The sequence below is a fragment of the Phytohabitans flavus genome (genome assembly GCF_011764545.1).
In the GTDB taxonomy this organism is placed as follows: domain Bacteria; phylum Actinomycetota; class Actinomycetes; order Mycobacteriales; family Micromonosporaceae; genus Phytohabitans; species Phytohabitans flavus.
The window spans coordinates 4,681,872-4,706,801 of sequence record NZ_AP022870.1; the positions used below are offsets into that span (position 1 = coordinate 4,681,872).

Consider the following 24,930-nt stretch of genomic DNA (forward strand, 5'->3'; position numbering starts at 1 on the left):
CCACCCAGGTCCGTTTGTGGTGCTATTTACCCACTAGGAGGCGGGTGCGTACGAGCCGGTGACCACAGTGGTCTGGCCCGGGGTGAGGGTGACCGTCTGCGAAGGCGGAGTGGTCCGACCCGGGATCGGGCCGAAGCTCACCTGCACCTCGCCCGCCGGCAGGTACGTCCAGACGCCCCAGCCGTCGTAGGCCACGCCGTTGACGAAGATCTGCGCCGGGCCGGGCGCGTCGGTCGACACCTGGAGGGCGGCGGCCTGGGTGAACGCCACCTCCACGGTCGTCGTCAGCGCACCGGTCACGGTGACCGTCTTGCACTCCGGCGTGATGAAGCCCACCACGTCGGTGAAGCAGACCTTGTGCTGGCCAGGCGCGATCCGCATCCAGTCCAGGCTCCACGAGGCGCGCGGCTTGCCGTCCACCACGACCGTCGTGTTGACCGGGTTGGCGGTTTGCACGACGCGCAGCATGCCGGTCGGTCCGGTGTAGCCGGACGCGTCCGGGTTGGCGGTGTAGTTGCCGGTGATGCCGTAGGTGACGCCGGGCTCGAAGACCTGGGTCCGGCAGGCCGGCGGGTTGAAGCCGGCCACCGCGCTCCAGCAGATGACCCGCTGGCCAGGCTCGACCCGGGCGTTGACCGGGCCAGTGGTGCCGTCGTTGACCGGTACGCCGTCGACCGTGACGGTCACCGGCTTGTTGCCGATCAGGGTGTTGTTCCAGCGCACCTGGATACCGGAGTTCGGGCTCAGGGCCATGTCGAGCGTGACGCCGGCGGTCGCGCTGGTGGTCACGTTCTGGCAGGCCGGGGCGGTGTACCCGGTCGGCGCGAGCACGCAGACCTTGTGCTTGCCGTCGGCCAGGGCCAGCCCGTCCAGGCCGCCGGTGTCCCGGGCCACGCCGTCGACGGTGACGGTCGCGCCGGAGTTGGCCGGCTGGACGTACACGTTGAGGTGCCCGGGTCGCGGGCCACCGGTCAGGGTGTACATCTTGCCGAACGAGCGGCCGCGGCCGTCCGCGTCACCCGAGTCGGTGAGCAGCTCGATCTGGGCACCGGCCACCATCGGGCTCGGCACCGACGGGATGGTCTCCCAGGTGCCGTACGTGTTCTCTTCGCCCAGCAGCTGGTCGAGGACCGGCTTGCTGTTCGGCTTGCCGTTCCAGGTGAACAGGGCCCAGGTGGTGTTGCCGTTGCCCGGGCCGGCGGAGATGACGTAGTCGTCGTCCGCGTTCTTGCGGATCTCGCGGATCGACCGGCCACCCAGATCAAGGAAGATCGGGGCGCCGAACGTGGCCTGCGCGTCCTCACCGGTCGAGTACTTGTCGATGTTGGTCACCGGCACGATCAGCGCGTGCGGCTTGCCGTTCTTGACGAACGTCGGCGCGCGGAACCCGAGGTACAGCGTGGACGACGAGCCCGGTGCGAGCTCCACGCCCTCGATGTTGAACCCGTTCGGCGGGTTCGGGATGATGCCGGGCTTGGTGCCGGCGACGAAGCCGAGCGCGTCGGCGCCGAGGCCGTGACCGTTGGCGGCGTCCCACGCGAGCAGCTGGGGCTTCAGGTCCGTCGTGCCGCCGACCCGGGTGAACTGGACGTTCCCGCCGGTGCCGGTCATCTTGACGACGTCGAAGCGGGCCCGCTCGGGCTCCGAGCCGCCGCCCTTGTCGTTGCCGTGCGAGGCGAACAGGTAGATCAGGTCACCGACCTTGGCGATGCCCTCGTAGTCGTACTCGCTGCCGCCGATGCCGTCGACGCTGATCGTCCGGTACTGCGAGCCGGCGCCGGTCACGTCGGCCGGCTTCTGCCGCTTCCACAGCCGCAGCGAGTTCTCCTCGTCGGTGACACCGAGCAGGTACCCGTCGCCGACGTCCACGGCCGAGGAGATGTCGTCCACGCCGTAGTAGAAGAAGATCGACGTGTCGGCGAAGGCCGGGTTGGCCGAGTACGACGCGGTCGTCGTGGTCGTGTTCCCCTGCGGGTCGCTCACCTTGATCGTGAGCTGCGCGCTGCCCGAGGCGAGCGGCGCGAAGAAGAGCCGCCGGTACGCGCCGGTGCCGTCGACCGTGATGCCCGCGTCCGGCAGCACCGTCTGGTTCGACGAGGTCACCGTGAGCGTCAGCTGGGCGGCCGGGGTGTCCCGGTCGTTCAGCGAGACGCCGAGCGTGGGGTTACGCGGGTTGAGCGCGGTACCCACCACCTGGTTCGAGGTGGTCAGGATCGACGGCCGCGCGGTCGGCTGGCCGCTCGGAGCGGGCCAGCCACCGACCGGCGGGAACGCCACGCCGCGCAGCACCGTGCCCGGCGTCGCGGTGGCCATCGTGACCGGGGCCGCGATCGCCGGCGCCTCGGTACGGCCGGCGGTGTCGACGAGCTTCACCAGCCGCGAGCCGTCGGACGCGGTGCCGTAGATCTCGACGCCGCCGAGCACCGGCTGCGCGGCGAGGTGCGCGAACGCAGTGCCGGCCGCGAACGTGCCGACGCTCTTCCAGGCACCGTCCACAAGCGCGTACTTGCCCAGCACGCCCTGGAGGGTGGAGAAGTAGACGACGTCCGGGCCGGCGACCTCGTCATCCGCGTCGAGCATTGCGAATTCCTGCACGGACGGGAGGTTCGACACCACGGACGTGCGGACCTCGGCAGCGGTCGGCAGCGCGGACGGGTACCGGTCGATGTTCGCGCTACCGCCGAACGGGTTGCCGCCCACGTAGAGCACACCGTCCACGATGGACAGCGAGGGCGCGCCGAAGCTGTCCACCTGGGTCGAGGCGGAAGCGCCGTGCGCCGCGTAGCGGAGGCTGTTGCCGCTCGCGCCGGACATCCAGTACGCGGAGCCGTCGGTGCTGATCACCTCGTACGGCGCGCCACTCACCGTCGCGTACGCGTCGGGGAGGACGGTGTTGGCGACCTGCGCCTGACCGTCGATCCGGGCGACCACGGTGGGCGACGCGACCTTGGGCCCGACCGGGTTGCTGTTACCGGCGAGCGTCACGTACCGGCCGTCCGCCGAGCGGCGCAGGCCACCCGCGGTGGTGTTGCTGGACGGCAGCGTGAACGTGTCGCCGGGCAGCTGGATCTGGCCACGGTACGCGTTGTTGGCGGTCGCGTACCGCTGGATCGCGACCGAGGCCGACTGGGTGGAGTTGCTGGCGCCGTTGACCTCGACGACCGCGACCTCGTTCGACGGTGCGGGGGGAGCGAGCTTGGGGTTCCAGCCCTCGGGCGCGAAGTCCACGCCGCGGAAGACCTTGCCCGCGGCGGCGGTCTTGAGCACCTGCTCCTCGTACACGGGAACGGCCCCGGACGCCGCGGTGTCGGTCACCCGGACGAGCTGGTTGCCGGCGCGCACGATGAAGAGCTCGGCGTGGCCGTCGACGGCGCGCGCGGTGAACGAGTCGACGCGGCCGAGCTGGCGGGTGGTGCCCTGCCCGGTCCAGTTCGTGCCGTCGAAGCTCAGCTTCATGATGCCGTCGTCCGCGACGTACGCGGTGTCGATGCCGGGCACGTTCGGGTTGAGGTCGAGCAGGGTGAAGTCACCCATGCCCGAGCCGAAGTACCCCGGGACGTTGTTGCCGAAGAACGCGGTGTACGGCGCCGGCGCGGCGGGGATGCCGTCACCGATCTTCGCGATGCCGTACGGGCTGACCCACGTCGTCGCGACGTACAGGTTGCCGCCGAAGATCTTGGCGGTGCTGCCGCTGCGCATCAGCGAGTTGGTCCACGCGTCGGGGGTGTTGCCGCCGAACTGCACGCGGACGAGGGCGGAGTTGGTGCTGCCGTCCTTGCCCTCACCGCTGGCGAAGAGCGTCTGGCCGTCCGGGCTGACCACGGAGTTCGCGAACTCGCGCGAGAAGGAGCTGCCCAGCGTGGTGGTGGTGTCCACGCCGCCGCGCGCGTCGACTCGGGCCACCGAGTGGTTGTCGCTGGAGCTCCCGGTGCCCGGCTCCCGGTTCCAGCCGCCGATCGTGAGGTAGCGGCCGTCGGCCGAGCGGTTCAGATGTCCCGCGTTCGACTCGCTGATGTTCAGGGTGAGCGGGTTGTTCCTGGCCTGGGTCGTGGTCGGCAGCGGCACCGGGTTCTTGGTGCTCGGCGTGCCGTCGGTGCTGGCGGTGACCAGCGAGACCGCCCCGAACGTGGACGCCGAGTCGGCCTCCACGAGTACGAGGTCGGCCAGCGGGCCGGCGGCCGCGGCGGACTGCGGCGCCACGAAGATCGCCGTCGACAACGCGAGCGTGGTCGCCAGCGCGGCGACCACGGGTCTGGATCTCATCGAGAGATGCGAATGCACAAGGGCTCTCTTTTCCGGGAGGGGAGGTCGAGGCGGCCCGCATCGTCGCGAAGAGATACCGCCTGGTTCGCACGTTTTCAGCCAGCGGTTAACCCGCCTGACATGATCAGCGAACGACCGACGAACAGTCGGATCTTGGTTCTTCCGCCCGCCTTAACGACGAATGGCGGGCACGTGTGGGGTGTTGCCTGACTCACTTCGCTTGCCTGGCATCGATTTCAGCCGCTCTCCGCACATGTCCGCTCAGCGAACAGTGACCCGCACCGGAGCCAGAGCGAACACGCCGTCGCTGTGCGTGTAGCCGGCGCCCGCCCGCTCGTGCACCCAGTACGACAGCCGCAGCTCCCCCGGGCCGACCGCTGTGCTGGTTGCGCTCGCTTCGCTCGCTGAGCGCCCCGGGTGGCCGGCGCCATCCAGCCTCGTCGCTGCGCTCCTCGGACCGGATCCCGCCAGCCCCGGGGCGAGGCGGCAGGAGGCGCGCACCGTGGCCCGCCCGTGCGGCGGCAGCGACGTGTCCGTGGGCGTACAGGAGATCCGGGAGGCACGCCACGGCTCGGCGGCGTCCGCGGGCGCCAGCACCGGAAGCAGGCGCGCGGTGACCCGCCGGGCGGAGAGGTTGACCACCGTGACCGCGAGGGTGCGCCGCGTCCCGCCCTCCCAGGTGGCCGGTGGGGAGCTCCCGGCGATCATCAAGTGGCCGGCGGGCAGGGCGGTGCGGGCCAGGCGCGTGTCGAGGTCGACCCGTACCGAGGCGGCGCCGGTGAGCTGGTCGAGCAGCACGCCCTTGTCGAGCTGTGTACCCGTACGCACCTCGACCGTGGGGCGGTACGCGCCCGGCCAGACCGCGACGTTGTCGGCGATGGCGACCTCCGTGGTACCGCCGGCCGGCACGACGACCGTCCGGGACGGCGCCCAGCGCGTGGTCGAGGTGGGCCGGGCGCCGGCGGAGTCGGTGAGCCCGGTACCGACCGTCACGGTGCGCGGCACGGTGGTGGTGTTCCGCAGGCGCACGGTGCCGGTGACGGCCGCCGGGCTGCGGTGCCCGGTGGTGATCGCCGCGCTCGCGATCGCCACGTCCCGGGGTGCCCGCTCCCGCAGCTCGGCCGGGTCGGTGCCACGCAGGTCGAGCGGCCCGGACCAGCGGTCGGCCTCGGCCACGGCGCCGCGCACCCGCTCGTGCAGCCACACCGCGAGCTGGTACTCGCCGGGCGGCACGTCCAGCGGCTGGCGGATGGCGACCGGGTTGTCCCCTCGCTGGGCGGCCGGGCGCTGCCGGAGATCGTCTCGGAGACGTACGCGGCGCGGCGCTCCCCGGCCGGGACCAGCTCGAACCACACGTAGTACCGCTGCGCCCGCGCGCCGGCCGGGGTGACCGACGTCTGCACGGTCAGCGTCGAGCCGCTGACCGTGGCGGTCACCGCGCCGAGGCGCAGGCCGGGTGCGGGGGCGTGGCCAGAGACGGCGGCGCCGATCGCGAGCGACGCGACGAGTGATACCGCGAGCAGCCAGAGGGCACCAACCCCGGGTGCTTGTCGCGGTGCCACGGTCAGCCGGCGCGGCGGCGGACGCGCGTCGCGGCGAGGGCCGCCCCGACCACGAGGAGCGCGGCCAGGGTCAGGATGATGCCGACGGTACCGCCGCCGAGGCCGCCCCCGTCGCCGCTCTGGTCCTGCGCGCCGGACGTGCCCGACTGGTCGGCGTTGCCGTCGAGCACGGTCAGCGCCGCGGTCAGCACGCGCGTGGCCCGGTCGGGATCGAGCCCCAGGGCACGCACCTCGACGTTGCCCCGTACCCCGTCGGGCACCGTGAACTCGGCGGCGACCACGCCCTTCCCGTCACTGCGTACGGTCGCCGCGGTCGCCTCGCCGACAAGGATGCGCACCTCGCCGTCGGCGACGTAGCCGCCTGCGTTCGCGGTGACCTGCCCGCCCGGGCCGACCGTCGAGGTGGAGAGGGTGAGCGTCCCCCGGCTGGCCGTGTACGGCGCGGCCGCCGCCGGCGCACCGGCGAACGCGATCGCCGCGAGCAGCGTCATCGCGAGGGTGGCAAGGCGGCGGAAGCCAGAGTCTGTCTGGCGGATCTCCGCGGGGCTGCGGCGGGTCCAGACGACGACCGACCGCACCAGACGAAAGGCCACATACAACACCGGTATGCGACCTTCCGCCCGGCACGCCCGGACGCCGCCTGGACCTCGCCTCGCACCCACAAGATCCACCAGACAGACCCTAGTCATGGCAGCCGACCCTAGGCGCCCTAGATGATCTTCGGTTGAACCGCGCATGACACCTCAGGCCCCGCAACCAGCACCGGAACCGCCTTGGGCGGGCGGCGGTCCGGCCGCGGCGCGGACGTCGATGACGATCGCACCGCCGTTCCGGAACACCACCGCGCAGGGATGCCCCTCGACGAACGCCGTCATCGCCTCCGGCTCGTACCGGTTGCTGTCCGTGGAGACGAGGAGCAGGTCGATCCCCGCGGCCTCCGCGGTAGTCACGGTCCTGTCGTCGGGGAACGGCGGCGCGAACACCTCGTTGGCGACGCGGGCGCGCTCCAGCTCGTCGGCGTAGCTCAGCCAGCGCAGCGGGGACGCGTACCAGGTGGGCCGGCGCACGTACCCCTCCACCCACCAGCCCAGCGGCGCGTCGTCCACAGTGGACACGCCGAGGCGGGTGCCGGGCGGGGTGTCGCGCAGCCAGGTGAGGGCGGCGTACATGTCCGGCGAGACGATGCCGTAGTAGTCCCGCTGGGCCGGGAACAGGCGCAATCCGCTCCAGGTCTGGAGGGCGACCGCGGCGGCGAGCAACCCGGCCACGGCCACCCGCGCGGGGAGGACCTGGCGGCGCTCGCCGCTGGACCACAGCCCGAGCGCGAGCACCGTGGCGAACGGCAGGAAGTACAGGCCGCGCGTCTCCTTGGTGAGCGCGGTGGCCACGGCGACCGACCCGAGCGCGGCGACCGTGAGCCGCCAGGCGGGCTCCCGCCAGCGGTCGCGCAGCAGGAACGGGGTGGCGAGGCCGGCGACGAACGCGGTACGCCAGACGACCGGCTGGTCCCGGTAGGTGAACTCCAGTGACGCGAAGAGGTTGGCCCAGGTGACGGCGGCGGCGTCCGTGGCGCTCGGCCGGTTGCCGCCGACCGCGTCCAGCAGCGGCAGGTAGAGCGGTACCGCGAGCACGGCGGGCGCGGCGACCACCGCCAGGTACCGCAGCCGTCTGCGTATCCAGCGCAGGCGCTCGCCCCGGGGCACGGTGGCCAGGTGCAGCCCGGCGACGGCGGCGGCCGCGAAGGCGGCGTACCCGACCACGAAGTGGCTTGTGGCGAGCAGGCCGGCGGTGGCCGCGGCCGCGCCCAGCGCCGGTGCCCAGCGGTCGGTGCGCAGCGCGGTGTCGAGGAGTACGAGCAGGATCGGCACCAGCCCGGCGGCGATGAGCTGGGGGAAGCCACCCCAGGCGGCGGCCTCGCCGGTCGCGGCGGAGACGGACAGCAGTGCGGCGAGCCCGGCAGCCGCCCAGCGCAGGCCGAACCCGCGCAGGACGGCGTACGTGCCCACGGCGAGCGCGAGCGAGCTGAGCGCGCCGAGCAGGCCGACCGCGACGACCGGGCCGGCCGCGCGGGTGAGCAAGCCCATGGCGAGCGGCGTGACCGGTGGGTACGCCAGGCCGGAGGCGCGTGTCGCGTGGTCGCCGAGGAGCGCGTTGCCGAACGCCAGCCAGTTACCGGAGTCGATGGTGGCTGGTGCCGCGCGATCGGTGAGCACCGCGTACCGCACGACGGCGACGGCGAGCAGGAACCCGGCGAACGCCAGATCCACGGCGGCGGGCCGGTACCGCCACGCCCGCCGGTGCCGGCCCGGCACTACCCGTGCGACCCGGCGGCGCCGTGCGCGGCCGCCAGCACCGTCACGACGTCGCGCCCGCGCTCGGCGGAGATCCCGGCGAGGTCCTGGCTCGGGTCGCGGACGGCGGCGATGAACCGGCGGACCACCTCGTCGTTGCCGTAGTCCAGCCGCCCGCGCACCCGCAGCGACCCGGCCGCGACCGTGCCAGCGGCGTGCCCAGCGGCGGCGGCGACCTGGGTGCGCAGCACGTCGAAGGTGCGGTGCCCGCCGTCGTCGGGCACCACCACGCACACGTCCCGGAAGAAGTCGACCATCGCGGTGGCGCGGCTGCCTGCGAGCACGAGCAGCCACTCGGAGATCGCGCCGACAAACGTCATCTGGAGCGACCCGAATGCCTGGCCGCCGCCGCGCAGCACCACCGAGACAAGGTCCGGCGTGTTGTCGTCGGGCGCGAACGCCGGCCCCACGTGCAGGCTCCGCACCTGCGCGCCGGGCACGAAAGACTGAAGCAGATATATAAGGTGTGGCGCCTCGTCGGTGAACAGGCCGAGCGGCAGCTTCGGGTACCAGGAGGGGAGCCGCCGCCGGTGGTTGCTCGACTGCACCCCGAACGCGGCCCGCAGGTCACCCAGCCGGCCACTCGTCAGCAACGCTCGGGCACGCGTGGCCGCCCGGCCGTACTGGAGATTGTGGATCACCGCGAGCCGGCGGTCCGCCGCCTTGGCAGCGCCGATCATCCGGTCCGCGTCCTCGGTGGTGAGCGCGAACGGCTTCTCGACAAGTACGTGCAGCCCGCGCTCGAGTGCCGCGCAGACAAGGTCGGCGTGGGTGTCCGGCGGCGTACCGATGACCACGGCGTCGACCTCGTCGCGCAGCCACGGCTCGTCCAGCGTGGCGCCGTACCGGGTCAGCCCGTGCCGCCGCGCGAGCTCCGCCCGGGACACCTGCGGCGGCTCCGGGGTGACCATGCCGACCACCCGCACGCCGGGATGGCGGGACAGCGACGGGAGGTGCCGGTTGACGGTCACCCAGCCCGCACCGACCACGGCGACTCGGGTCACGACAGCACCTCCGCCGGGGATGGGTTCAACAGCGCCAGGTAGCGATCTACCGCGACGGACCAGTCGTAGTGTGCCACCGCGACCTCGCGGGCCTCGGCGCCCACCCGCTCCCGCCCGGCGTCCCCCTCGTCGAGCACGGCGTGTACGGCCTTCACCAGCGCGTCCGGGTCGCGGTCGGCGAGGCGTACCACCGCCGCGTGCGGGCCGGTCTCGGGTACCGCGCCGGCGCAGGCGACCACGGGCAGCCCGCTGGCCATCGCCTCCTGTACGACGAGCGGAAAGCCCTCCCCGTACGACGGCATCACCAGCAGGTCGGCGGCGCGGTACAGGTCGGCGAGCGCGTCCTGGTCGAGCTTGCCGAGGACCCGCACGGTGGGCGGCAGGTCGCGCAGCCGCTCGGTGTCCTTGCCGCACACGACGACGTCGAACCGGTCCGACCGGGACGCCGCGGCGAGCAGAAGGTCGAGCCCCTTCTTGCGGGCGAGCCGGCCAACGAAGAGCACGGTCGGCCGGGTGAACCCGTGGCGGTCGCGGGCGGCGGCGCGGTCGCCCGGGCGGAAGCGTGCGGTGTCCACACCGTTGTCGATCCGCACGACCGGCCGCGCGCCTCCGATCACCGCGCCTATCTCGCCCGCGACCCGCTCGTTGAGCACCGCGAACGCCGTGGCCCGGCGACCCGCCCGGCGGGTGGCCCAGCGGAAGGCGGTGGCCTGCGCGGCGTCGAGCAGCCGGCCGCCGGTGGCGACGAGCCCGACGTGCTCGGTCACCACCACGGGTACGCCGGCGCGGGCGGCCAGCGACACGGCCAGCGCTGTGTTCGGGTAAAGCAGCCCGTGCACGTGTACCGCGTCCGCCCACCGGACCAGCTCCCGGGTGATCCGGTGCAGCGCGGCCGGGGCGAAGAGCGGGATCGGGATGCTGAGCCGCTCCAGGGGGTTGGCCGCCGGCACCGGAACGGCGCGGTAGGGCACGCCGGCAGGATCGGGGCGCCGGGCCGCGTCGTGTCCGGTTACCGCGACGTCGTGGCCGCGGGCCGTGTAACCGCGTGCCAGGCGGTCCACCACGAACTGGATCCCGCCCTCGTACGGCGGCAGATAGTTGGCGACAAGCAGCAGGTTCATCGGAATTCGAAGGGACGATAACGCGCTTATGCCGCTTCGGCGCCCGCTGTTGATCAACTTTAGTGCGTTGTTCGCGCGGCCGGCACGCGACGTTCAAGATCGGCCGTGAACGTCCCCTCTCGTGACTTCGCAGGTGAGAGAGCCATCCGTTGAATCGCAGCCCGCCGCGGTTGCGCAGGAGAAGCAGCCCGAGTGGCTGTACCAGTGGGAGAGGTTCCGGGACACGGACGAGTTCCTGTTCTGGGACTGGGTACAGCCGCGCACGCTCGCCGACTTCGAGGGCAAGCGGGTGCTCGACGCGGGCTGCGGTCCCGGCCACCACGTGCGAATCGTCGCGCCGGTCGCGGCCGAGGTCGTCGGCCTCGACCTCAACGCCCATGAGCTCGCCCGCGGCAACCTCGCCCACCTGCCGAACGTCAGCGTCCACGAGGGCGACCTGGCCCGCTGGACCCCGGACGAGCCCTTCGACGTCGTGTACAGCATCGGCACCATCGACCACACCGACGACCCGGACGCCAGCATGGCCCACCTCGCCTCGCTGTTGCGCCCGGGCGGGCTGCTGATCGCGTGGGTGTGGTCGCGGGAGGGCAACACGTTCATGGCGGCTGTCGTCGAGCCGCTGCGCCGCCTCCTGCTGCGCCGCCGCGGCCGCCGTACCGTCGAGCGGCTGGCCCGGATCCTGACCGCCATGCTCTACCCGGTGGTGCACACGGTGTACCGGCTGCCGCTGCGGTTCCTGCCCTACCACGACTACTTCGCGAACTTCCGCCGGCTGACCTTCGACCGCAACGCGCTCAACGTCTTCGACAAGCTGAACGCGCCGTACACCGAACTCATTAGCAACGAGCGGGCACGGGCCTGGTTTCCCGAGGCGGAATTCGAGGACGTGCGGGTGGTCCCGTACAAGGGGATCAGCTGGTGCGTCAGCGGCCGGAAGCGGTAGCCGCCGGATCTTCTTCCTCTTCCTCGACCGGGCGGAAAGCGGCGTCCATCCAGAAGAACCGGACTATCCACAGTAGACCGGTCGCGGAAAGGTTTGTCAGGTTGGTCAGCGGGCGCGGTAGCTGGCTGTCGGCGACGAACCGCCAGACCGCCTCGACACCCGCCACGCCCCCGGTCGTCACGACCAAACCCACTGCCACGAACAGCCAGAACGGCAGCACCTCGCGGCGCCACGAGCTCCGCCCGGTGCGCCGCCACACCCACACCCGGTTGGCGTAGTACGCCGGTATCGCACACAACACGACCGATACCGCGTTTACCACCGCGCGCCGGCCGTCCGGAAAGGGAAGCTGGAGCAGCCAGAGCACCAGCTGGCCGAACACGACGTTGCCCAACGCGACGGCCAGATAGCGCGGGCCACGCTCGCGCACGGCGCCCAGCACACCGTCCACCACCCGCACAGCGGGCAGACTAACGAACCACTGTCTAAACCCTGCTGGGGGGCTGTTTAAACCCTGCTGGTGGGCGCGGGCACGCGGGCGAACCGGTCGGCGAGCCGGCACGTCGCGGCGATGACGAGCATGTGGCGGGAGTAGCCGGCGTAGGGCGGCTCGCTCCGGAGGTGCCGGCCGGGATCGCTGAGCATCTCGAGGTAGCGGTTGGCGAACGCGGTGACGGACACGGCGTCCAGGCGCTCGCCGGACTCGGAGGCCACCGCCTCGATCCTCCGCTCGTACGTCGACAGCAGGTGGTCCAGGATCGGGTCGCGGGTGGCGTCGTCGAGGATGCTCTGCCCGTACTCCGCGCGGAGCTGATCGATGGTGCGCACCCGCCGGCCGCCCGGTCCACGGAGGACGCCGCGGCGGGCTCGCCACGCGGTGAACGCGAGCGCCAGCCGGCTCGGCCGAGCCTGCCTGGTAGCGAGGTGGTGATCCCACAGCGCCACCATCGCAACGGCCAGGAGGCTATTGGGCACCGCGTACCACAAACCACCATTTATGGCCGACCAGACAATCAGCCCGGCAACCAATATAGTCACGGCAAGTAGTGGCCAGACTACCCACCGACGCGCGCCAAACCGAATCGCCAGCACGCCGGTGCCCACCGTGCTCGCGCCACCAATGCTGCCGCTCAGGCTGAGCAGAGCGGTCGCGTCCTCCATGGGTCGACGCTAGCGCTTCATTGACCTTCTTGGTTCGACCGACACGTAGCGACAATCGTCACTACTGGAGATATCCGCAATAATTCCCGCAACATCACATGATGCGCTCGGCACTTCACTACCGGTAAGCTAACCCGGTCTCTACTAAGGCGACGGGTGGCGAGTTGCCGGTTCGAGACGTGGGTGCCCTCCCCACCCCGGAAACTTCCCGGGATCCCCCGCCGGGTCGGCACCTGATTTGCCGGCACCGTCGTGGTTTGCCGACCACTACGGTGCCGGCCACGCGTTCGGGTTCGCCCTCACTCGCGGCCCTGTCCTGGGACTTTTCGCGGCGCACGTACCCTCGCGGCTTTGTTCGGCGTTCATTGTTCGGCGGCGTTCGCGCTGCCGGACAAATCAGGTCCCGTACAGACTTGAACCGTGCAAAAGCGCGACGGCACGAGTGATCCTGCGCAACGGGGGCGCAGGATCACCCGAACCGCCGCCATCCGCTCGTTCCTGGCGCCCGCCGAGCGTGCGTCGCCACGCCGCGAGCGAGAGTTGGTCTACTCGCCACCTGGACCTCAACCGTGTCGTCGCCTGCGAAAACGGCGGTTGCTCTAATGTCCATCGCCAGCGGTCGCGGCTCTGGGAGAGGTGATTTCGTGGAACTGTCCAGCCGTGGCGGGCCTGCCTGGCTTCCGCCTCGCGCGCTGACGATCCTGGTCGGGATGGCCGCGGCGGTGGTGGCGATCGCCGGCATCCGGGCGTTCTCCGGCACGCTCGGCCCGGCGTTTCTCGCGCTGGTCCTCGTGGTCACGGTCCATCCGCTCCAGGTGTGGTTGCGGCGCTGGGGGTGCCGGGCTGGATCGGCGCACTCGTGGTGATCCTGACCGTGTACGCGATCCTGCTCGGCATCGCGGGCGCGCTGGCCCTCGCGGTCGCCAGGCTCATCGACCTGATGCCGAGCTACGGCCCACAGTTCAGCGAGCTGCTGGATCACGTGACCGCGTGGCTCGAGGACGCGGGCGTGAGCGAGGAGCAGATCCGTACCGCCGTGAACGATCTGGACCTGTCCCGGTTCGCCGGCGTGCTGCAACAGGTCCTCGCCGGACTGTCGGCGGTCCTGTCCGACCTGTTCTTCATCGCCACGCTGATCTTCTTCGTGGCGATCGACGCCGCGCGGTTCACCCGACAGCTCGACGCGGCCGCCGAGGCGCGGCCGGCCGTGGTGGCGGCGCTGCGCTCCTTCGCCCGGGACACCCGCCGCTACATGATCGTGTCCACTGTGTTCGGCCTGATCGTGGCCGTCGTCGATGTCGGCGTCCTGTACGCCCTGGGGATCCCGCTGCCGCTGCTGTGGGGCCTGCTGTCGTTCGTCACGAACTACATCCCCAACGTCGGGTTCGTCCTCGGCCTGGTACCGCCCGCGCTGCTGGCGCTGCTGGAGGGCGGCGTGGACCTGATGATCTGGGTCGTGGTGATCTACTGGGTGGTCAACCAGGTCATCCAGGGGTTCATCCAGCCCAAGATCGTCGGTGACAGCGTCGGCCTGTCCGTCACATTGACCTTCGTGTCGCTCGTGTTCTGGGCGGTCGTCCTCGGCCCGCTCGGCGCGATCCTGGCCGTGCCGCTGACCTTGCTGGTCAAGGCGCTGCTCATCGACGCCGACCCCGGCGCGCAGTGGCTGCGTCCCCTCCTCGGGGACAACGCCGGTGCCAAGGGCGGCGAGTCACCGGCCCAGGAGCACGCGGCGCCACCTCGGAACTCCCCGGCCGAGCGGACCGACCCCGACCCGGCGCCGGCCTGACGCCGGGAGGGATGGGCGGCGCCCAGACGCCGCCCACCGCCGACCTTTTAGAGGGGCTGGACGAAGTACGGGGAGACGTTCATCCACCCGTTGCCGGCCGCGCCGTTGAGGCGGCCGCTACTCGCCGTGGAGTGGGTGTACCAGGAGTCGACGTAGTCGGCGTCGTCGGTCCACCAGGAGTTCGGGATCGCGGCCAGGATGGCGTCCACCAGCGGGGCGTAGACGCCAGCGTCGATGATCGTCAGCAGGGCACTGACGATCGCCTGGGCCAGCTGCTGGTAGTTGGTGTCGCCGTCGTCCTCCATCATCACGACGTCGGCGAGGTTGTACTTGTACGCGTTGAAGTGCACCAGCAGCTGGTTCGGGTAGTACGTCGTCCCGTCGTTGTCGAGGTACGGCATCTGGACGATGTCGGCCTTTGCCGTGCCGTCCAGGCCGAACCCGCCCACGATGCTGTAGACCTCGGCACCCCCTTGAACCACGGCTCCTTGTCGTCGTTCAGGTGTACCGCGTCGATCTTGGTGGCCCAGTAGCCGTTCGCCGCCGCCTTCGGGGCCGCGCCAAGCGTCGCGGCGCCGCCGAGCCGCTGCCGTACCACCTCGACGCCGAGCGAAAGCGCCTTGCCGGTGTCGACCTCGACGAGCAGCACCGGGCGCCGCGGCACGCGGGCCGCGTCGAGGCGGACCTGGCGGCCGGACGGGGCGTAGCCGACCAGGCTGGCCTGCAGGTCGTCGGTCGGGGTGGCCGCGACGAGCGGGGCGGCGCCGGCGCGCAGGGCCGGCAGCATGGCCGGGTCGGCGAGGCGCGCCCGCAGCAACGAGACGCCACCCGGCAGGCCCTTGGCCGCGCTGACGGTCTCGTTGGCCGAGCGCACGGACGCGGCGAACGTCGCGCCGGCGCCGATCGTCGCGAGGTCGAAGGGTCCGGCCGCCGCGACGGACACGACCCTGTCTCGGCTGCCGCGGTCGCGCAGGGCCGAGGCCAGCTGGCGGGCGAGCGTGTCGGTGGCCGTGTAGACCGGGCCAGCGGGATCGGCGGGCGCGGCGTGGGCGGGCGACGGCGACGCGCCGAGCGCCGCGAGCATCGCCAGCACGGCGACCAGCACTGTGGCGCGGCCACGGCGGGAGGTGGACGGGTTCACGCAAACTCCTTCGCGTTCGGACGTCGACTCGTGATCGACGCTCAGGAAAGAGATTGATGCATGTAACCGTCCAGGACAATGAAACATCCGGTGTACCGACCCGGACGTACAAGGACCGGCCCGCCTGACAGCGGGCCGGTCCGTGCTCTCCTACGTGCCTGTATCAGCCGCCAGGGCCGGACGGCGCCGGCGTGGGCGTCTTACTGGCCGCGGCGCCGGGCTGCTGGGCCTGTGCCGGCGCAAGCCCGGCCGGCACGGGCAGCGCGCTGCCCTTGGCGAACTCGTCCCAGCTCACGTTCCAGGCCGTGAAGCCGTTGCCCTGATCCAGCTTCACCTCGGTGCCCTTGACCGTGACAAGGTCACCGACCTGGGTGATGCCCATCAGCCAGTTCGCCGCGGAAGCGGAGATGTTCGTGCAGCCGTGGGAGACGTTGATGTTGCCCTGGTCCCCTCCGACCACGGCGCTCCGTGGATGAACTCGCCGCCCCAGGTGAGCCGCTGGGCGTCCTCGACGTCGACAACGTAACCGCCGAGCGGGTCCCCCGGGTGTCGAACGTCGTGTAGTCGAACTTCTCCATGATCACCATCTTGCCGGTGGAGGTCGGCGTGATCGGCTTGCCGAGGCTCACCGGGATCTTGCGGAGCAGCTTGCCGTCACGCAGGACCGACATCTGCTTCGTGCGGTTGTCGATCTCCAAGGCCACCTGGCGGCCGATCTTCGCCGTGGCGGTACGGTCCACGTCCCCGATCTTGTCCTTGCCGATCGGCAGGCCCTGGAGGGCCGACCGGACGCTGATCGTCGTGCCCGTCCGCCAGAAATCGGGCGCCCGGTATTCGACCTGGCTGCCGTCGGGCACCCAGGACCAGGTCCCCGGCTGCGGCGGGTCCGTCTTCACGAACAACCGGCGCTGCACATCCGCTCTGGCCGCTTTGGCTATGGGCGGGTCGAACTTGACGGTGACCGGCATTGCCGTGCCGTACGTCCGGTTGTTGGTGAAGTACAGCGTGCTGGTGATCGCCGGCTTGTTCGACTTCGGCATCGTCGTGAAGGTTGACTTCTGGGTGGTCGTCTTCCCCGAGTCGCCGGTCGCGGTCACCTCGGCGACGTACGTCCGCTTCGGCTGCAACGGCTTGCTCGGCACCCAGGTCGACCCGTCCTCCCGAGGTTCCGCCTTGACCTCGGCGCCTTTGTCGTCCGTGATCCGTACGCCGGTGATCCGCCCACCCTTCACGGTGGTGCCCACCTCAGCGCTGACCGGCACGTCGCGGGCCTGGTCGGCGGGCGTCAGGCTCAGCTCCGGCGGCTTCTCCCCCTCCCCCTTTTGGCCGCCGCCAGAAGTGCACGACGTGACGAGGACCAACGGTGCGGCCGCGATGGCTACGGACAACAGGTTCAATCGCCGCCTCAACTCCATAATCCGTCCCCCGTTTTCGCGACTTCCCTTCGCCACATTCTCTCCACGGCCATGAGGTATCCGCGCTGTTTCCGGCAGGTTCTGGAATCGAATTGCGGACGGCATTTCCAGTCATGCGTGCGATCGCGGGAAATGGGCCGTTCGGCCGCGACTGCGCCCGGCGCGCCGTGCGGGCGAAAGCGTTCACGGTCGGGGCGACCGTCCCGTATGGGCTCATACCGTCCCGAAGGAGACGACCTGGGCGACCTCACGCATCCGCAGCCCTTCGTAGAGCCGGCGTGGTAGGGGGTAGCCGTCGTCGCCGCGCGGGCTGACAACCGCCTGGGTGGCGCCATGGTCACGGGCAGCCCGAAGGATCTCGGCGCAGACGGCGCGCGCCAGTCCACGTCCGGCGTGCTCGGGCACGGTGCCGATCGGCTCGAACAGGACCGCGCCCGCCGACGCGTCGAGCCATCCCAACCCGAAGGCCGCGAACGATCCGTCGGCCGCCACTGCCACCAGGTCCAGATCGGCGCGGTAGACCGGCGTGGCCATGACCGCGCGATGTTTGTCCACCGAGTAGCTGGAGCCGGCCTCGTCGCCGGTCACCGGCAGGCTGAGCATCCGCTTGATGCGCGCCGGAGCCCAGCAGCGGCGGTGCACCTCGACCCGCTCTACCAGCTCCTCCGGGCGAACATGGCGGATGGTGTACCCGTCGGGCACGGTATGCCCGGCCAGGTCGTCAACGTCCGCGAGGCTCCGCCACAGCCTGACGAACCACGGCCCGCCAAGCCGACGGAAGCCCCTGGACGTCAGGGCGTCGACGAGTTCGGGCTGCTGGAGAGAGACCGCCATCCTCACGCGGGGTGCGGCCTCCAACAGCTCGTCGACCGCCTTCTCAAGTTCGTGGGGGGTCATGGTTTGCGGCGCCAGGTGCAGTGACGCTGTCGCGTGCGCCTCGGTGCGCTCCGGCAGCCATACGTCGGCGAAGCCGGTCCGCGGCGCTCCCCACGCGAGGGTGACGTCCGGGGAACGCTGCCGTCCCCGTGAGCGTGCGCCCAGGCGACATCGCCGACGTGCAGTCGTTGCAGCGGGGACCAGGTCCGTCCGACGCAGTCCAGACGCGCGGCGAGATCGACGCTTTCCACCAGCGAAGGCTAATCCAGCTCAGGGCTCGCGGCGGCTCCCAAGGTGGGCGAGGGTGAGGACGCATCCGGCCATGACCGCGGCGCCGAGCGCGCACAAATGCAGGCCCTGTGCGACGAACAGGGCGGCGCAGACGGCCTGGTAGCCCGCGAAGGCTAGTTCGGCGAACACGTACGGGCGGTGGACGGCGACCCTGCCTACCGGGCGCGTCGTGCCGGTACCGCAGCCGGCTTTTGGTGTTCGTTCGAACTCGCTGTGCAGCGGGCCGAAAAGGCCCTCGCAGAAGGCGCTGAACTGGTGGGGAAGCATGCCGGCGTTGACGGCGACGTATGGCACGACACGGGTGAGGCGCTTGGCGAGCGCCGCCGAGGTGGCGGGGCCCGGGTAGGTGTGTTTCGTCTCCAGGGTCGCCAGCACACCGGCGGTGAGGGCCCAGAGCGCGGCGGGGAGCAGGTACAGGCCGAGTCCGGCGGCCGGACCGAGTGTGCCGAACCAGAGGTCGTTGAGAATCAGGATCGGCAGCAGCGTCGTCCAGATCGCCCAAGCGGGCCACTGCCAGGAAATGCACATGTGGTACAGCAAATGGGCGCGGCGCGGCCAGCGGGTCCGGTGCCGGAAGGCGAGGGTCGGCAGGTGCAGCCGCTGTAGCTGGACCCAGCCCTGCGTCCAGCGCCGCTGCTGTGCCTTGTACGCGGCATAGGTGGCCGGTAGCTCGGCGGGTACCACGATCTGTTTCACGAATGTGGTGCGGTAGCCGGCGAAGAGGTGACGAAAGCTCAGTTCGCAATCCTCGACGAGGCTTGCCGCCCGCCATCCACCGACCGACCTGATGGCATAAGCGCGCCAGATGCCGGCGGTACCGGTGAAGTTGACGAACCGCCACATCGCCGAGCGCCACGACATCTGGAGGGTGTGATGGTCGTCGACCCACAGTGCCTGGGCGCGGGTCAGCGCGGACTTGTCGTGGTTGAGGTGGCCCCATTGGGCTTGTACGAGTGCCAAGCCATAGTCGGGCATACCGTCAGGGCGGTAGAAGTACGGGATGGCGCGCACGAGATAGTCGGACGGCGGGACGAAGTCTGCGTCGAGGATGGCGATGAACTCCGCGTCGGTGCGGTGGCGTCCGGCTTCCAGCGCACCGGCCTTGTAACCTCGGCGGTCGGTGCGGCGCAGGAGGGTGCAGGGCACGCCGGTGCGGGCCTGGGCGTCGGCGCAGGCTCGTTCGACCAGCAGGCGGGTCTCCGGGTCGGTGGAGTCGTCGAGCACCTGCACGGTGAGGCGACCGGCGGGCCAGACGAGGGCGCAGGCGGCGTCGATGACGCGGGCGGCGACGGCGTGCTCATTGAACATCGGCAGTTGCACGCACACCGTCGGCGGCAGCGCCGGCATCCGGCCCGGTGGCGGTAGGCGGCGGCCACGCCAGAAGTAGCCGACCCGCTCGACCAGCCCACCCGTGAGCAGGGCCAGGATCACGACCATCGGCAGGTGCAGGACGGTGGTGAGCGTCCACCACCGCACGCTGCCGGCGTCTATCCACTGTGTATCGCTTGTGGACACGGCGGAAACGGTCAGGAGGGCCGCGGCCAGGACGAAGAGCGCAAGACCCGGCATCCACCATCGAAACGCCGGACGCCTGCGCGGCGTCGTCGGTGGCGGCGGCGAGGCGGACGCCACGGGTACGCCGGACGGTCGGTATTCGAGTGGTGTGAAAGGGATTCGGGTGCGGGTGGTGGTCTGCATCGGCGCGCCGCCCAAGGGTCGGTGACATGCGGGCGCCCTTGACGGTGCCGAGCTTCCGTGAGCCGGTCATGAGGCGAATCTGAGTACCGGCTCATGTGGACGATCGGGAGCGCCGCAACCGCGAATCCTGTGGAACCTCTCACGATCCGCTAACCTCCGCCTTACGAATTCGCCGCGAATCCGGGCGTAGCCATCGAAGCGCCGAAAGGCGAACCGGGTTCTGCCCGGTCGGGCGAGACCCCACATCTCCGCGGCTGCGGACAATGTGCTGATGTTGGAGTCTGGCCAGCCGACGCGGCTTCCCGAACCGTCCGATGATCAGGTCGAGCGCGTGGCAAGAAAGATCGACATCCTGCTCACCGATGAGCGAACGCCTGTTGCTGTGGAACGCTATTACGACGACGCCAGCGGATACACGGGCGATATATTCTTAGGACTACATCCGAACGAGCCCTACAGCATTGGGACAGCCGATCTGCTTGCCGTCGCGCTACTTGATGCAAACCCAGGCCCCAAGGCGGTAAGAAGGCTCCTGCCCGGAGGGTTGCTCGCAAATCATACTTCGGCGCTGCTGGCGAGAATTCCGCTTGGTGTCGCCCTGTGGGACGCCACCGACGACGACTTGGCGTGGGCCAACGAGTTGTGGTCGCTGGTGCAGACTGTCGATGGCGTGGGGACGACGATCGCTGGGAAGATCATGGCGCGGAAACGCCCCGAGCTCATCCCTATCGTCGACGGCGTCGTGGCCGATCAACTTAGATGTGAGAGAGGCACCTACTGGACGACGCTTCGCCGGATCCTCCAAGATCAGGAGCTTCGGGCACGTATCGCATCGCTTCAGCCGCACACCCCCATACTTCGCGTTCTGGACACATTGATGTGGATGCACTGGAAACGCGGTGGGCTGGCGTGAGTACGGCAGATCGGGGCTATTGCGATCGGCCGTTGGGCGTCGGGGCTGACCCGGTCGTTGGGCCCATGGGTGAGGTACCGCCGCCAGCAGCTCCGCTGCCTCACCCGCCACCGCCACCACTGTGCGGCGAGGCTGGTGGGTTTGTTTCGCCTTGACCCGGGTAGCCGTCAGCGGGCGCGACCGCGTCCATCGCCGGATAGCGGGAGTGCATGCCAGTGACAGCAAGTTTCCGGCTCGGGCGGATCGCCGGAGTTCCGGTCGGGGTCAACTGGAGCGTCCTGGTCATCTTCGTGCTCATCGCCGGTGGCCTGTCCATCGTCAACCTTCCCCGCGGCTACCCGGGCTACGCAGGCTGGGCGTACGCCCTCGCGGGCATCCTCGCGGCCGTGATCTTCTTCCTCGGCCTGCTCGCGCACGAGGTGTCCCACGCGATCGTCGCCCAGCGCAACGGCCTCCAGGTCCAGCAGATCACCCTTTGGCTGTTCGGCGGTGTCGCCGAGATCCGCGGCGAGGCCCGCGATCCGGGCGCTGAGGTACGGATCGCCGGCATCGGGCCGCTGGTCAGCCTGATCATCGGGGTGGTGTTCGGCGTCGCCGCGGCCATCGTCGCGGCGGTCAGCCATCGAGGGCTGTTCTTCGGCGCGCTGGCCTGGCTGGCCGCGATCAACCTCGCCCTGGCGGTGTTCAACGTCCTCCCCGCGGCCCCCTCGACGGCGGCCGCCTGCTGCGCGCCGCGCTGTGGAAATGGCGCGGTGACCGCGTCTGGGCCGCGATCGCCTCAGCACGGGCGGGACGGGTGCTCGGCGCCGCGCTGATCGCGGTGGGCCTGTGGCAGTTCCTGACGGGCAACGGGATCGGCGGGCTGTGGCTGGCGTTGATCGGCTGGTTCCTGTGGGGCGCGGCCGGCGCGGAAGAGCGGCAGACCAGGGCCACCCAGGCCCTGGCCGGCGTGCACGTGGGCGACGTCATGACGGCACAGCCCAGCACCGTCTCCCCGGACGCGTCCGTCGCGGAGTTCGTCGATCACGATCTCATGCAACACCGGCACACGGCCTTCCCGCTTACCGACGCCGGTCGCCCGGTCGGTCTGGTGACCCTGGACCGGGTGCGGCAGGTCCCCTTCGAGCGGCGCCAGAACACAAAACTGCGGGACATCGCCTGCCCAGCGGACCAGCTGACGCTCACCACACCGCAGGAGGAGCTGACTGAGCTACTGCCACGGCTCAACGGCTGCTCCGACGGGCGCGCACTTGTCGTCGCGGACCACCAGCTCGTCGGGATCGTCTCGCCCAGCGATGTCAGCCGAGCCGTCGAGCACCGCGCACTCCGCCACGGCACGATGCCCGGCAACGTCTGACCCGCCTACCCGCCTCGGCTCGGGTGAGCCGACCCTATCGCGTCGATCAAGGGAAATTCAGGTTTCTGCGGTCGTTGCGCCGACAGCACCGCGGATTCTCGGCGAACGATCACCAGAACCCTTCTCGAAACTGGCTCGTCGGGCTTTGTGAAGACTTATTGCTGCCAGGGCAACCATAAGTCTTCACAAAGAGGCCCTCCCATGGATCGACCTATTCGGCGTCTATTTTCCGAGGCGGAAAGCGGCGTCGCCCAGCAGCGCGGATGGTGTCGTAGCTCACGCCCCTGGATGGGCCTGCGGGCGCCTGCGCCTGCGGAGATAGCCGCAGCGGGCGGTTACGATCTGCTCTGGGATTTCAGCCGGAGGCCCGCAACCTGAATGGACGTTATGGTCGGCCACGAAAAGCTTCGCGCACTGCTCCTGGAGAGCATCCACCCCGACGCCGTGTCTCGGTTGCACGCCGCGGGCTGCGTCGTCGATACGCTTCCCAGCGCCCTCGACGAGGACGAGCTGATCGAGCGCGTGCGGGACGTCCACCTGCTTGGGGTGCGCTCCAAGACCCAGGTGACGGCGCGGGTGCTGGAGGCGGGTTCGCAGCTGCTGGGTGTCGGGGCCTTCTGCATCGGCACCGACCAGATCGACCTGGCGGCCGCCGCCAAGTCCGGCGTCGCGGTCTTCAACGCGCCGTTCTCCAACACCCGCAGCGTGGTGGAGCTGGCGCTGGCCGAGATCATCATGCTCGCCCGCCGGGTGTTCGAGAAGAACAACTCGATGCACGGCGGCGTGTGGGACAAGGCCGCCACCGGCAGCCACGAGGTCCGCGGGCGGACGCTCGGCATCGTCGGGTACGGCAACATCGGCACCCAGCTCTCGGTGCTGGCCGAGGCCCTGGGCATGCGGGTGTACTTCTACGACACGGCCGACAAGCTCGCGCTGGGCAACGCCAAGCGCTGCGACACCCTCGACGAGCTGCTGGAGGTGGCCGAGACGGTCACCCTGCACGTCGACGGGCGCCCGGGCAACAGCGGCTTCTTCGGCGAGGAGCAGTTCGCGCGGATGCGGCCCCGCAGCCTGTTCCTCAACCTGTCCCGCGGTTTCGTGATCGACTACCCGGCGCTGCGCCGGCACCTGCTCAGCGGCCACATCGCGGGTGCGGCGATCGACGTGTTTCCGAAGGAGCCGAAGGGGCGCGGCGAGGAGTTCACGTCGGAGCTGCGCGGCCTGCCCAACGTGATCCTCACCCCGCACATCGCCGGCTCGACCGAGGAGGCCCAGGCCGACATCGGTGGCTTCGTCGCCAACAAGCTCGCCCAGTACGTGACCGAGGGCAACACCACGCTGAGCGTCAACCTGCCGTCGATCGCCCTGCCGCAGCAGCCCCAGACCCGCCGGATCGCCCACGTCCACCACAACACCCCGGGTGTGCTGGCCCAGGTCAACAGCATCCTGGCCGAGCACGCGGTCAACGTCGAGGGGCAGCTGCTCGCCACCCGCGGCGAGTACGGCTACCTGCTGACCGACATCGGTGTGGACTACCCCGAAGACGTGCTCACCCGGCTGCGGGAGATGGAGCAGAGCATCCGTCTGCGCGTTCTTTCATGACAGAGGCTTTCGTGACCGAGCTGGAAGACGAGCTCCGGGCCATCGTCGGTCCGGCACACGTGCTCGTCGACGGTGACCTGCGCGCGCCGTACGAGACCGACTGGACCCGCCGCTTCACCGGCAGCGCACGTTGCGTCGTGCGGCCGGGCACCACCGGAGAGGTCGCGGCAGTGGTCCGGGCGTGCGCCGCGGCCGGGGTGCCGATCGTGGTGCAGGGCGGCAACACCGGCCTGGTCGGCGCGGGCGTTCCGGCCGGCGGCGAGGTGCTGGTCAGCCTCACCCGGCTCAACCGGGTCGAGCCGGTCGACGCGGTCGAGGCCCAGGTGACCGTCGACGCCGGGGTGACCCTGGAGAGGCTGCAAACGCACGCCCGGGCGGCGGGCCTCGACTTCGGCGTCGACCTGGCCGCGCGCTCGTCCGCCACCGTCGGCGGGATGATCGCCACCAACGCCGGCGGCATCCGGGTGCTGCGCCACGGCAGCATGCGCGCGCAGGTCGCCGGGTTGGAGGCCGTGCTGGCCGACGGCACCGTGCTCACCCGGCTGACCGGGCTCGCCAAGGACAACACCGGCTACGACATGACCCAGCTGCTCGCCGGCAGCGAGGGGACTCTGGCTATCGTGACCCGGGCGCGGCTCCGGCTCGTACCCCTGCTGCCAGCGCGGGCAGTGGCCCTCGTCGCGGTGGCCGACACGGACGCGGCCCTTGACCTGCTCGCGGCGGCCCGGGAGCAGCTGGCCACCCTGTCGGCCGCGGAGATCTTCTATCCCGACGGGCTCGAGCTGGTCCGCTCGTACGCGAAGCTGCCCGCGCCGTTCGGCGAGCCCGCCGGGGCCTACGTGGTGCTGGAGTGCGCGGGCCGCACCGACCCGACCGACGCCGTGCTGGAGATGCTCGCCACCTCCGACGCGGTGATCGACGCCACGGTGGCCTCGGACCGCGCCGGGCTCGACCGGCTGTGGTCGTACCGCGAGGCGCACACCGAGGCGATCAGCGCCGCCGGCGTGCCGACCAAGCTCGACGTGTGCGTCCCTCTGGGTGAGCTGTCCGCCCTGGTCACGGAGCTGCCCGGTACGGTGGCCGCGGTCACGCCCACCGCCCGGCTGATCGTCTTCGGCCACCTCAACGAGGGCAACCTGCACCTGAACGTGTTGGACACGGGCGAACACGCCGAAGAGGTGACCGACGCCGTCCTGCGCCTCGTCGCGGCACACCGCGGCAGCATCAGCTCCGAGCATGGCGTCGGCCGGGCAAAGGCACCGTGGCTCCAACTGTCCCGTACGGCGGAGGAGATCGCGGCCATGCGCCGCATCAAGACCGCCCTCGACCCGGCGGGCCTCCTCAACCCCGGCGTACTCCTACCCGCATAACCACGCCACCGCGCCGAGGCGTTGGGGTGGCCGCATGCCCTTACCCTGAGGCGGCTTGTAACGGGCTTCACTG

The 24,930-nt window shown here is 70.6% G+C and carries 16 protein-coding genes and 3 pseudogenes; 7 read left to right on the forward strand and 12 right to left on the reverse strand.

The window, feature by feature from the left end:
* Window positions 1-33: 33 nt before the first annotated feature.
* The 6 genes from Pflav_RS20425 to Pflav_RS20450 form a co-directional block, all read right to left on the reverse strand.
* Window positions 34-4,263, reverse strand: coding sequence for a DUF3616 domain-containing protein (locus Pflav_RS20425; RefSeq protein ID WP_173037574.1), 4,230 nt, complete (start codon window positions 4,261-4,263; stop codon window positions 34-36).
* 261 nt (window positions 4,264-4,524) lie between these two features.
* Window positions 4,525-5,496 carry a hypothetical protein gene (locus tag Pflav_RS20430; RefSeq protein WP_173037575.1) on the reverse strand — a complete coding sequence of 324 codons (972 nt, stop codon included), beginning with the start codon at window positions 5,494-5,496 and terminating at the stop codon, window positions 4,525-4,527.
* A gap of 331 nt (window positions 5,497-5,827) precedes the next feature.
* The gene (locus tag Pflav_RS20435; RefSeq protein WP_173037576.1) at window positions 5,828-6,418 is read right to left on the reverse strand and encodes a hypothetical protein; all 591 of its coding nucleotides are present in this window, start codon (window positions 6,416-6,418) and stop codon (window positions 5,828-5,830) included.
* A 150-nt stretch (window positions 6,419-6,568) separates the two neighbouring features.
* Window positions 6,569-8,092, reverse strand: a complete 1,524-nt coding sequence (locus Pflav_RS20440) for a hypothetical protein (RefSeq protein WP_173037577.1) — start codon at window positions 8,090-8,092, stop codon at window positions 6,569-6,571.
* 44 nt (window positions 8,093-8,136) lie between these two features.
* On the reverse strand, window positions 8,137-9,180 hold the full coding sequence (locus Pflav_RS20445) for a Gfo/Idh/MocA family protein (protein ID WP_173037578.1): 1,044 nt from the start codon (window positions 9,178-9,180) through the stop codon (window positions 8,137-8,139).
* Window positions 9,177-10,301, reverse strand: coding sequence for a glycosyltransferase family 4 protein (locus Pflav_RS20450; protein WP_173037579.1), 1,125 nt, complete (start codon window positions 10,299-10,301; stop codon window positions 9,177-9,179). Before Pflav_RS20450 ends, Pflav_RS20445 begins: the two co-directional genes overlap by 4 nt.
* Before the next feature lie 133 nt (window positions 10,302-10,434).
* On the opposite strand from Pflav_RS20450, the gene Pflav_RS20455 reads away from it, so the two are divergent.
* Window positions 10,435-11,244, forward strand: coding sequence for a class I SAM-dependent methyltransferase (locus Pflav_RS20455; protein WP_173037580.1), 810 nt, complete (start codon window positions 10,435-10,437; stop codon window positions 11,242-11,244).
* On the opposite strand, the gene Pflav_RS20460 is transcribed toward Pflav_RS20455, so the two are convergent.
* Complete coding sequence (locus Pflav_RS20460) at window positions 11,225-11,704, reverse strand: GtrA family protein (RefSeq protein WP_173037581.1); 480 nt, start codon at window positions 11,702-11,704, stop codon at window positions 11,225-11,227. The two genes, Pflav_RS20455 and Pflav_RS20460, sit on opposite strands and share 20 nt — an antisense overlap.
* Window positions 11,705-11,751: 47 nt before the next feature.
* Window positions 11,752-12,405 (reverse strand): hypothetical protein, encoded by a 654-nt coding sequence (locus tag Pflav_RS20465; RefSeq protein WP_173037582.1) that lies wholly within the window; start codon window positions 12,403-12,405, stop codon window positions 11,752-11,754.
* 644 nt (window positions 12,406-13,049) lie between these two features.
* Here Pflav_RS20465 and Pflav_RS43775 point away from each other — a divergent pair.
* Together Pflav_RS43775 and Pflav_RS20470 are read left to right on the forward strand one after the other, a co-directional pair.
* Entirely contained in the window at window positions 13,050-13,271 is a 222-nt protein-coding gene (locus tag Pflav_RS43775; protein ID WP_197938661.1) for a hypothetical protein, read from the forward strand.
* Window positions 13,223-14,194 carry an AI-2E family transporter gene (locus Pflav_RS20470; protein ID WP_197938662.1) on the forward strand — a complete coding sequence of 324 codons (972 nt, stop codon included), beginning with the start codon at window positions 13,223-13,225 and terminating at the stop codon, window positions 14,192-14,194. Before Pflav_RS43775 ends, Pflav_RS20470 begins: the two co-directional genes overlap by 49 nt.
* A 47-nt stretch (window positions 14,195-14,241) precedes the next feature.
* Here Pflav_RS20470 and Pflav_RS48840 read toward each other — a convergent pair.
* The 4 genes and pseudogenes from Pflav_RS48840 to Pflav_RS20490 form a co-directional block, all read right to left on the reverse strand.
* Window positions 14,242-15,422: pseudogene (locus Pflav_RS48840) on the reverse strand (DUF3103 family protein).
* Between the two features lie 76 nt (window positions 15,423-15,498).
* Window positions 15,499-16,750: pseudogene (locus tag Pflav_RS20480) on the reverse strand (L,D-transpeptidase).
* Window positions 16,751-16,963: 213 nt separating this feature from the next.
* Window positions 16,964-17,647, reverse strand: coding sequence for a GNAT family N-acetyltransferase (locus Pflav_RS20485; RefSeq protein ID WP_173037583.1), 684 nt, complete (start codon window positions 17,645-17,647; stop codon window positions 16,964-16,966).
* A 249-nt stretch (window positions 17,648-17,896) separates the two neighbouring features.
* A complete protein-coding gene (locus Pflav_RS20490) occupies window positions 17,897-19,486 on the reverse strand; it encodes a glycosyltransferase family 2 protein (RefSeq protein ID WP_173037584.1) in 1,590 nt (529 codons plus the stop codon).
* Window positions 19,487-19,886: 400 nt separating this feature from the next.
* Here Pflav_RS20490 and Pflav_RS20495 point away from each other — a divergent pair, with 400 nt between their 5' ends.
* From Pflav_RS20495 to Pflav_RS20510, 4 genes and pseudogenes are all read left to right on the forward strand, one after another.
* On the forward strand, window positions 19,887-20,528 hold the full coding sequence (locus tag Pflav_RS20495) for a DUF6308 family protein (protein WP_173037585.1): 642 nt from the start codon (window positions 19,887-19,889) through the stop codon (window positions 20,526-20,528).
* A gap of 215 nt (window positions 20,529-20,743) precedes the next feature.
* Window positions 20,744-21,885, forward strand: a pseudogene (locus Pflav_RS20500) (site-2 protease family protein).
* Window positions 21,886-22,272: 387 nt separating this feature from the next.
* Window positions 22,273-23,487 carry a phosphoglycerate dehydrogenase gene (serA, locus tag Pflav_RS20505; RefSeq protein WP_232071680.1) on the forward strand — a complete coding sequence of 405 codons (1,215 nt, stop codon included), beginning with the start codon at window positions 22,273-22,275 and terminating at the stop codon, window positions 23,485-23,487.
* A complete protein-coding gene (locus Pflav_RS20510) occupies window positions 23,484-24,857 on the forward strand; it encodes an FAD-binding oxidoreductase (RefSeq protein ID WP_173037587.1) in 1,374 nt (457 codons plus the stop codon). The genes serA and Pflav_RS20510 overlap by 4 nt, the downstream gene beginning before the upstream one ends.
* The last annotated feature ends 73 nt before the right edge of the window (window positions 24,858-24,930 follow it).

Excerpts from the sequence above, each read along its gene's own strand:
- Pflav_RS20425 (WP_173037574.1), bottom strand. The coding sequence starts at position 4,263 with ATGAGATCCAGACCCGTGGTCGCCGCGCTGGCGACCACGCTCGCGTTG.
- Pflav_RS20450 (WP_173037579.1), bottom strand. The coding sequence starts at position 10,301 with ATGAACCTGCTGCTTGTCGCCAACTATCTGCCGCCGTACGAGGGCGGG.
- Pflav_RS20465 (WP_173037582.1), bottom strand. The coding sequence starts at position 12,405 with ATGGAGGACGCGACCGCTCTGCTCAGCCTGAGCGGCAGCATTGGTGGC.
- Pflav_RS20485 (WP_173037583.1), bottom strand. The coding sequence starts at position 17,647 with ATGACCCCCCACGAACTTGAGAAGGCGGTCGACGAGCTGTTGGAGGCC.
- Pflav_RS20490 (WP_173037584.1), bottom strand. The coding sequence starts at position 19,486 with ATGCCGGGTCTTGCGCTCTTCGTCCTGGCCGCGGCCCTCCTGACCGTT.
- Pflav_RS20495 (WP_173037585.1), top strand. The coding sequence starts at position 19,887 with ATGTTGGAGTCTGGCCAGCCGACGCGGCTTCCCGAACCGTCCGATGAT.
- serA (WP_232071680.1), top strand. The coding sequence starts at position 22,273 with ATGGTCGGCCACGAAAAGCTTCGCGCACTGCTCCTGGAGAGCATCCAC.
- Pflav_RS20510 (WP_173037587.1), top strand. The coding sequence starts at position 23,484 with ATGACAGAGGCTTTCGTGACCGAGCTGGAAGACGAGCTCCGGGCCATC.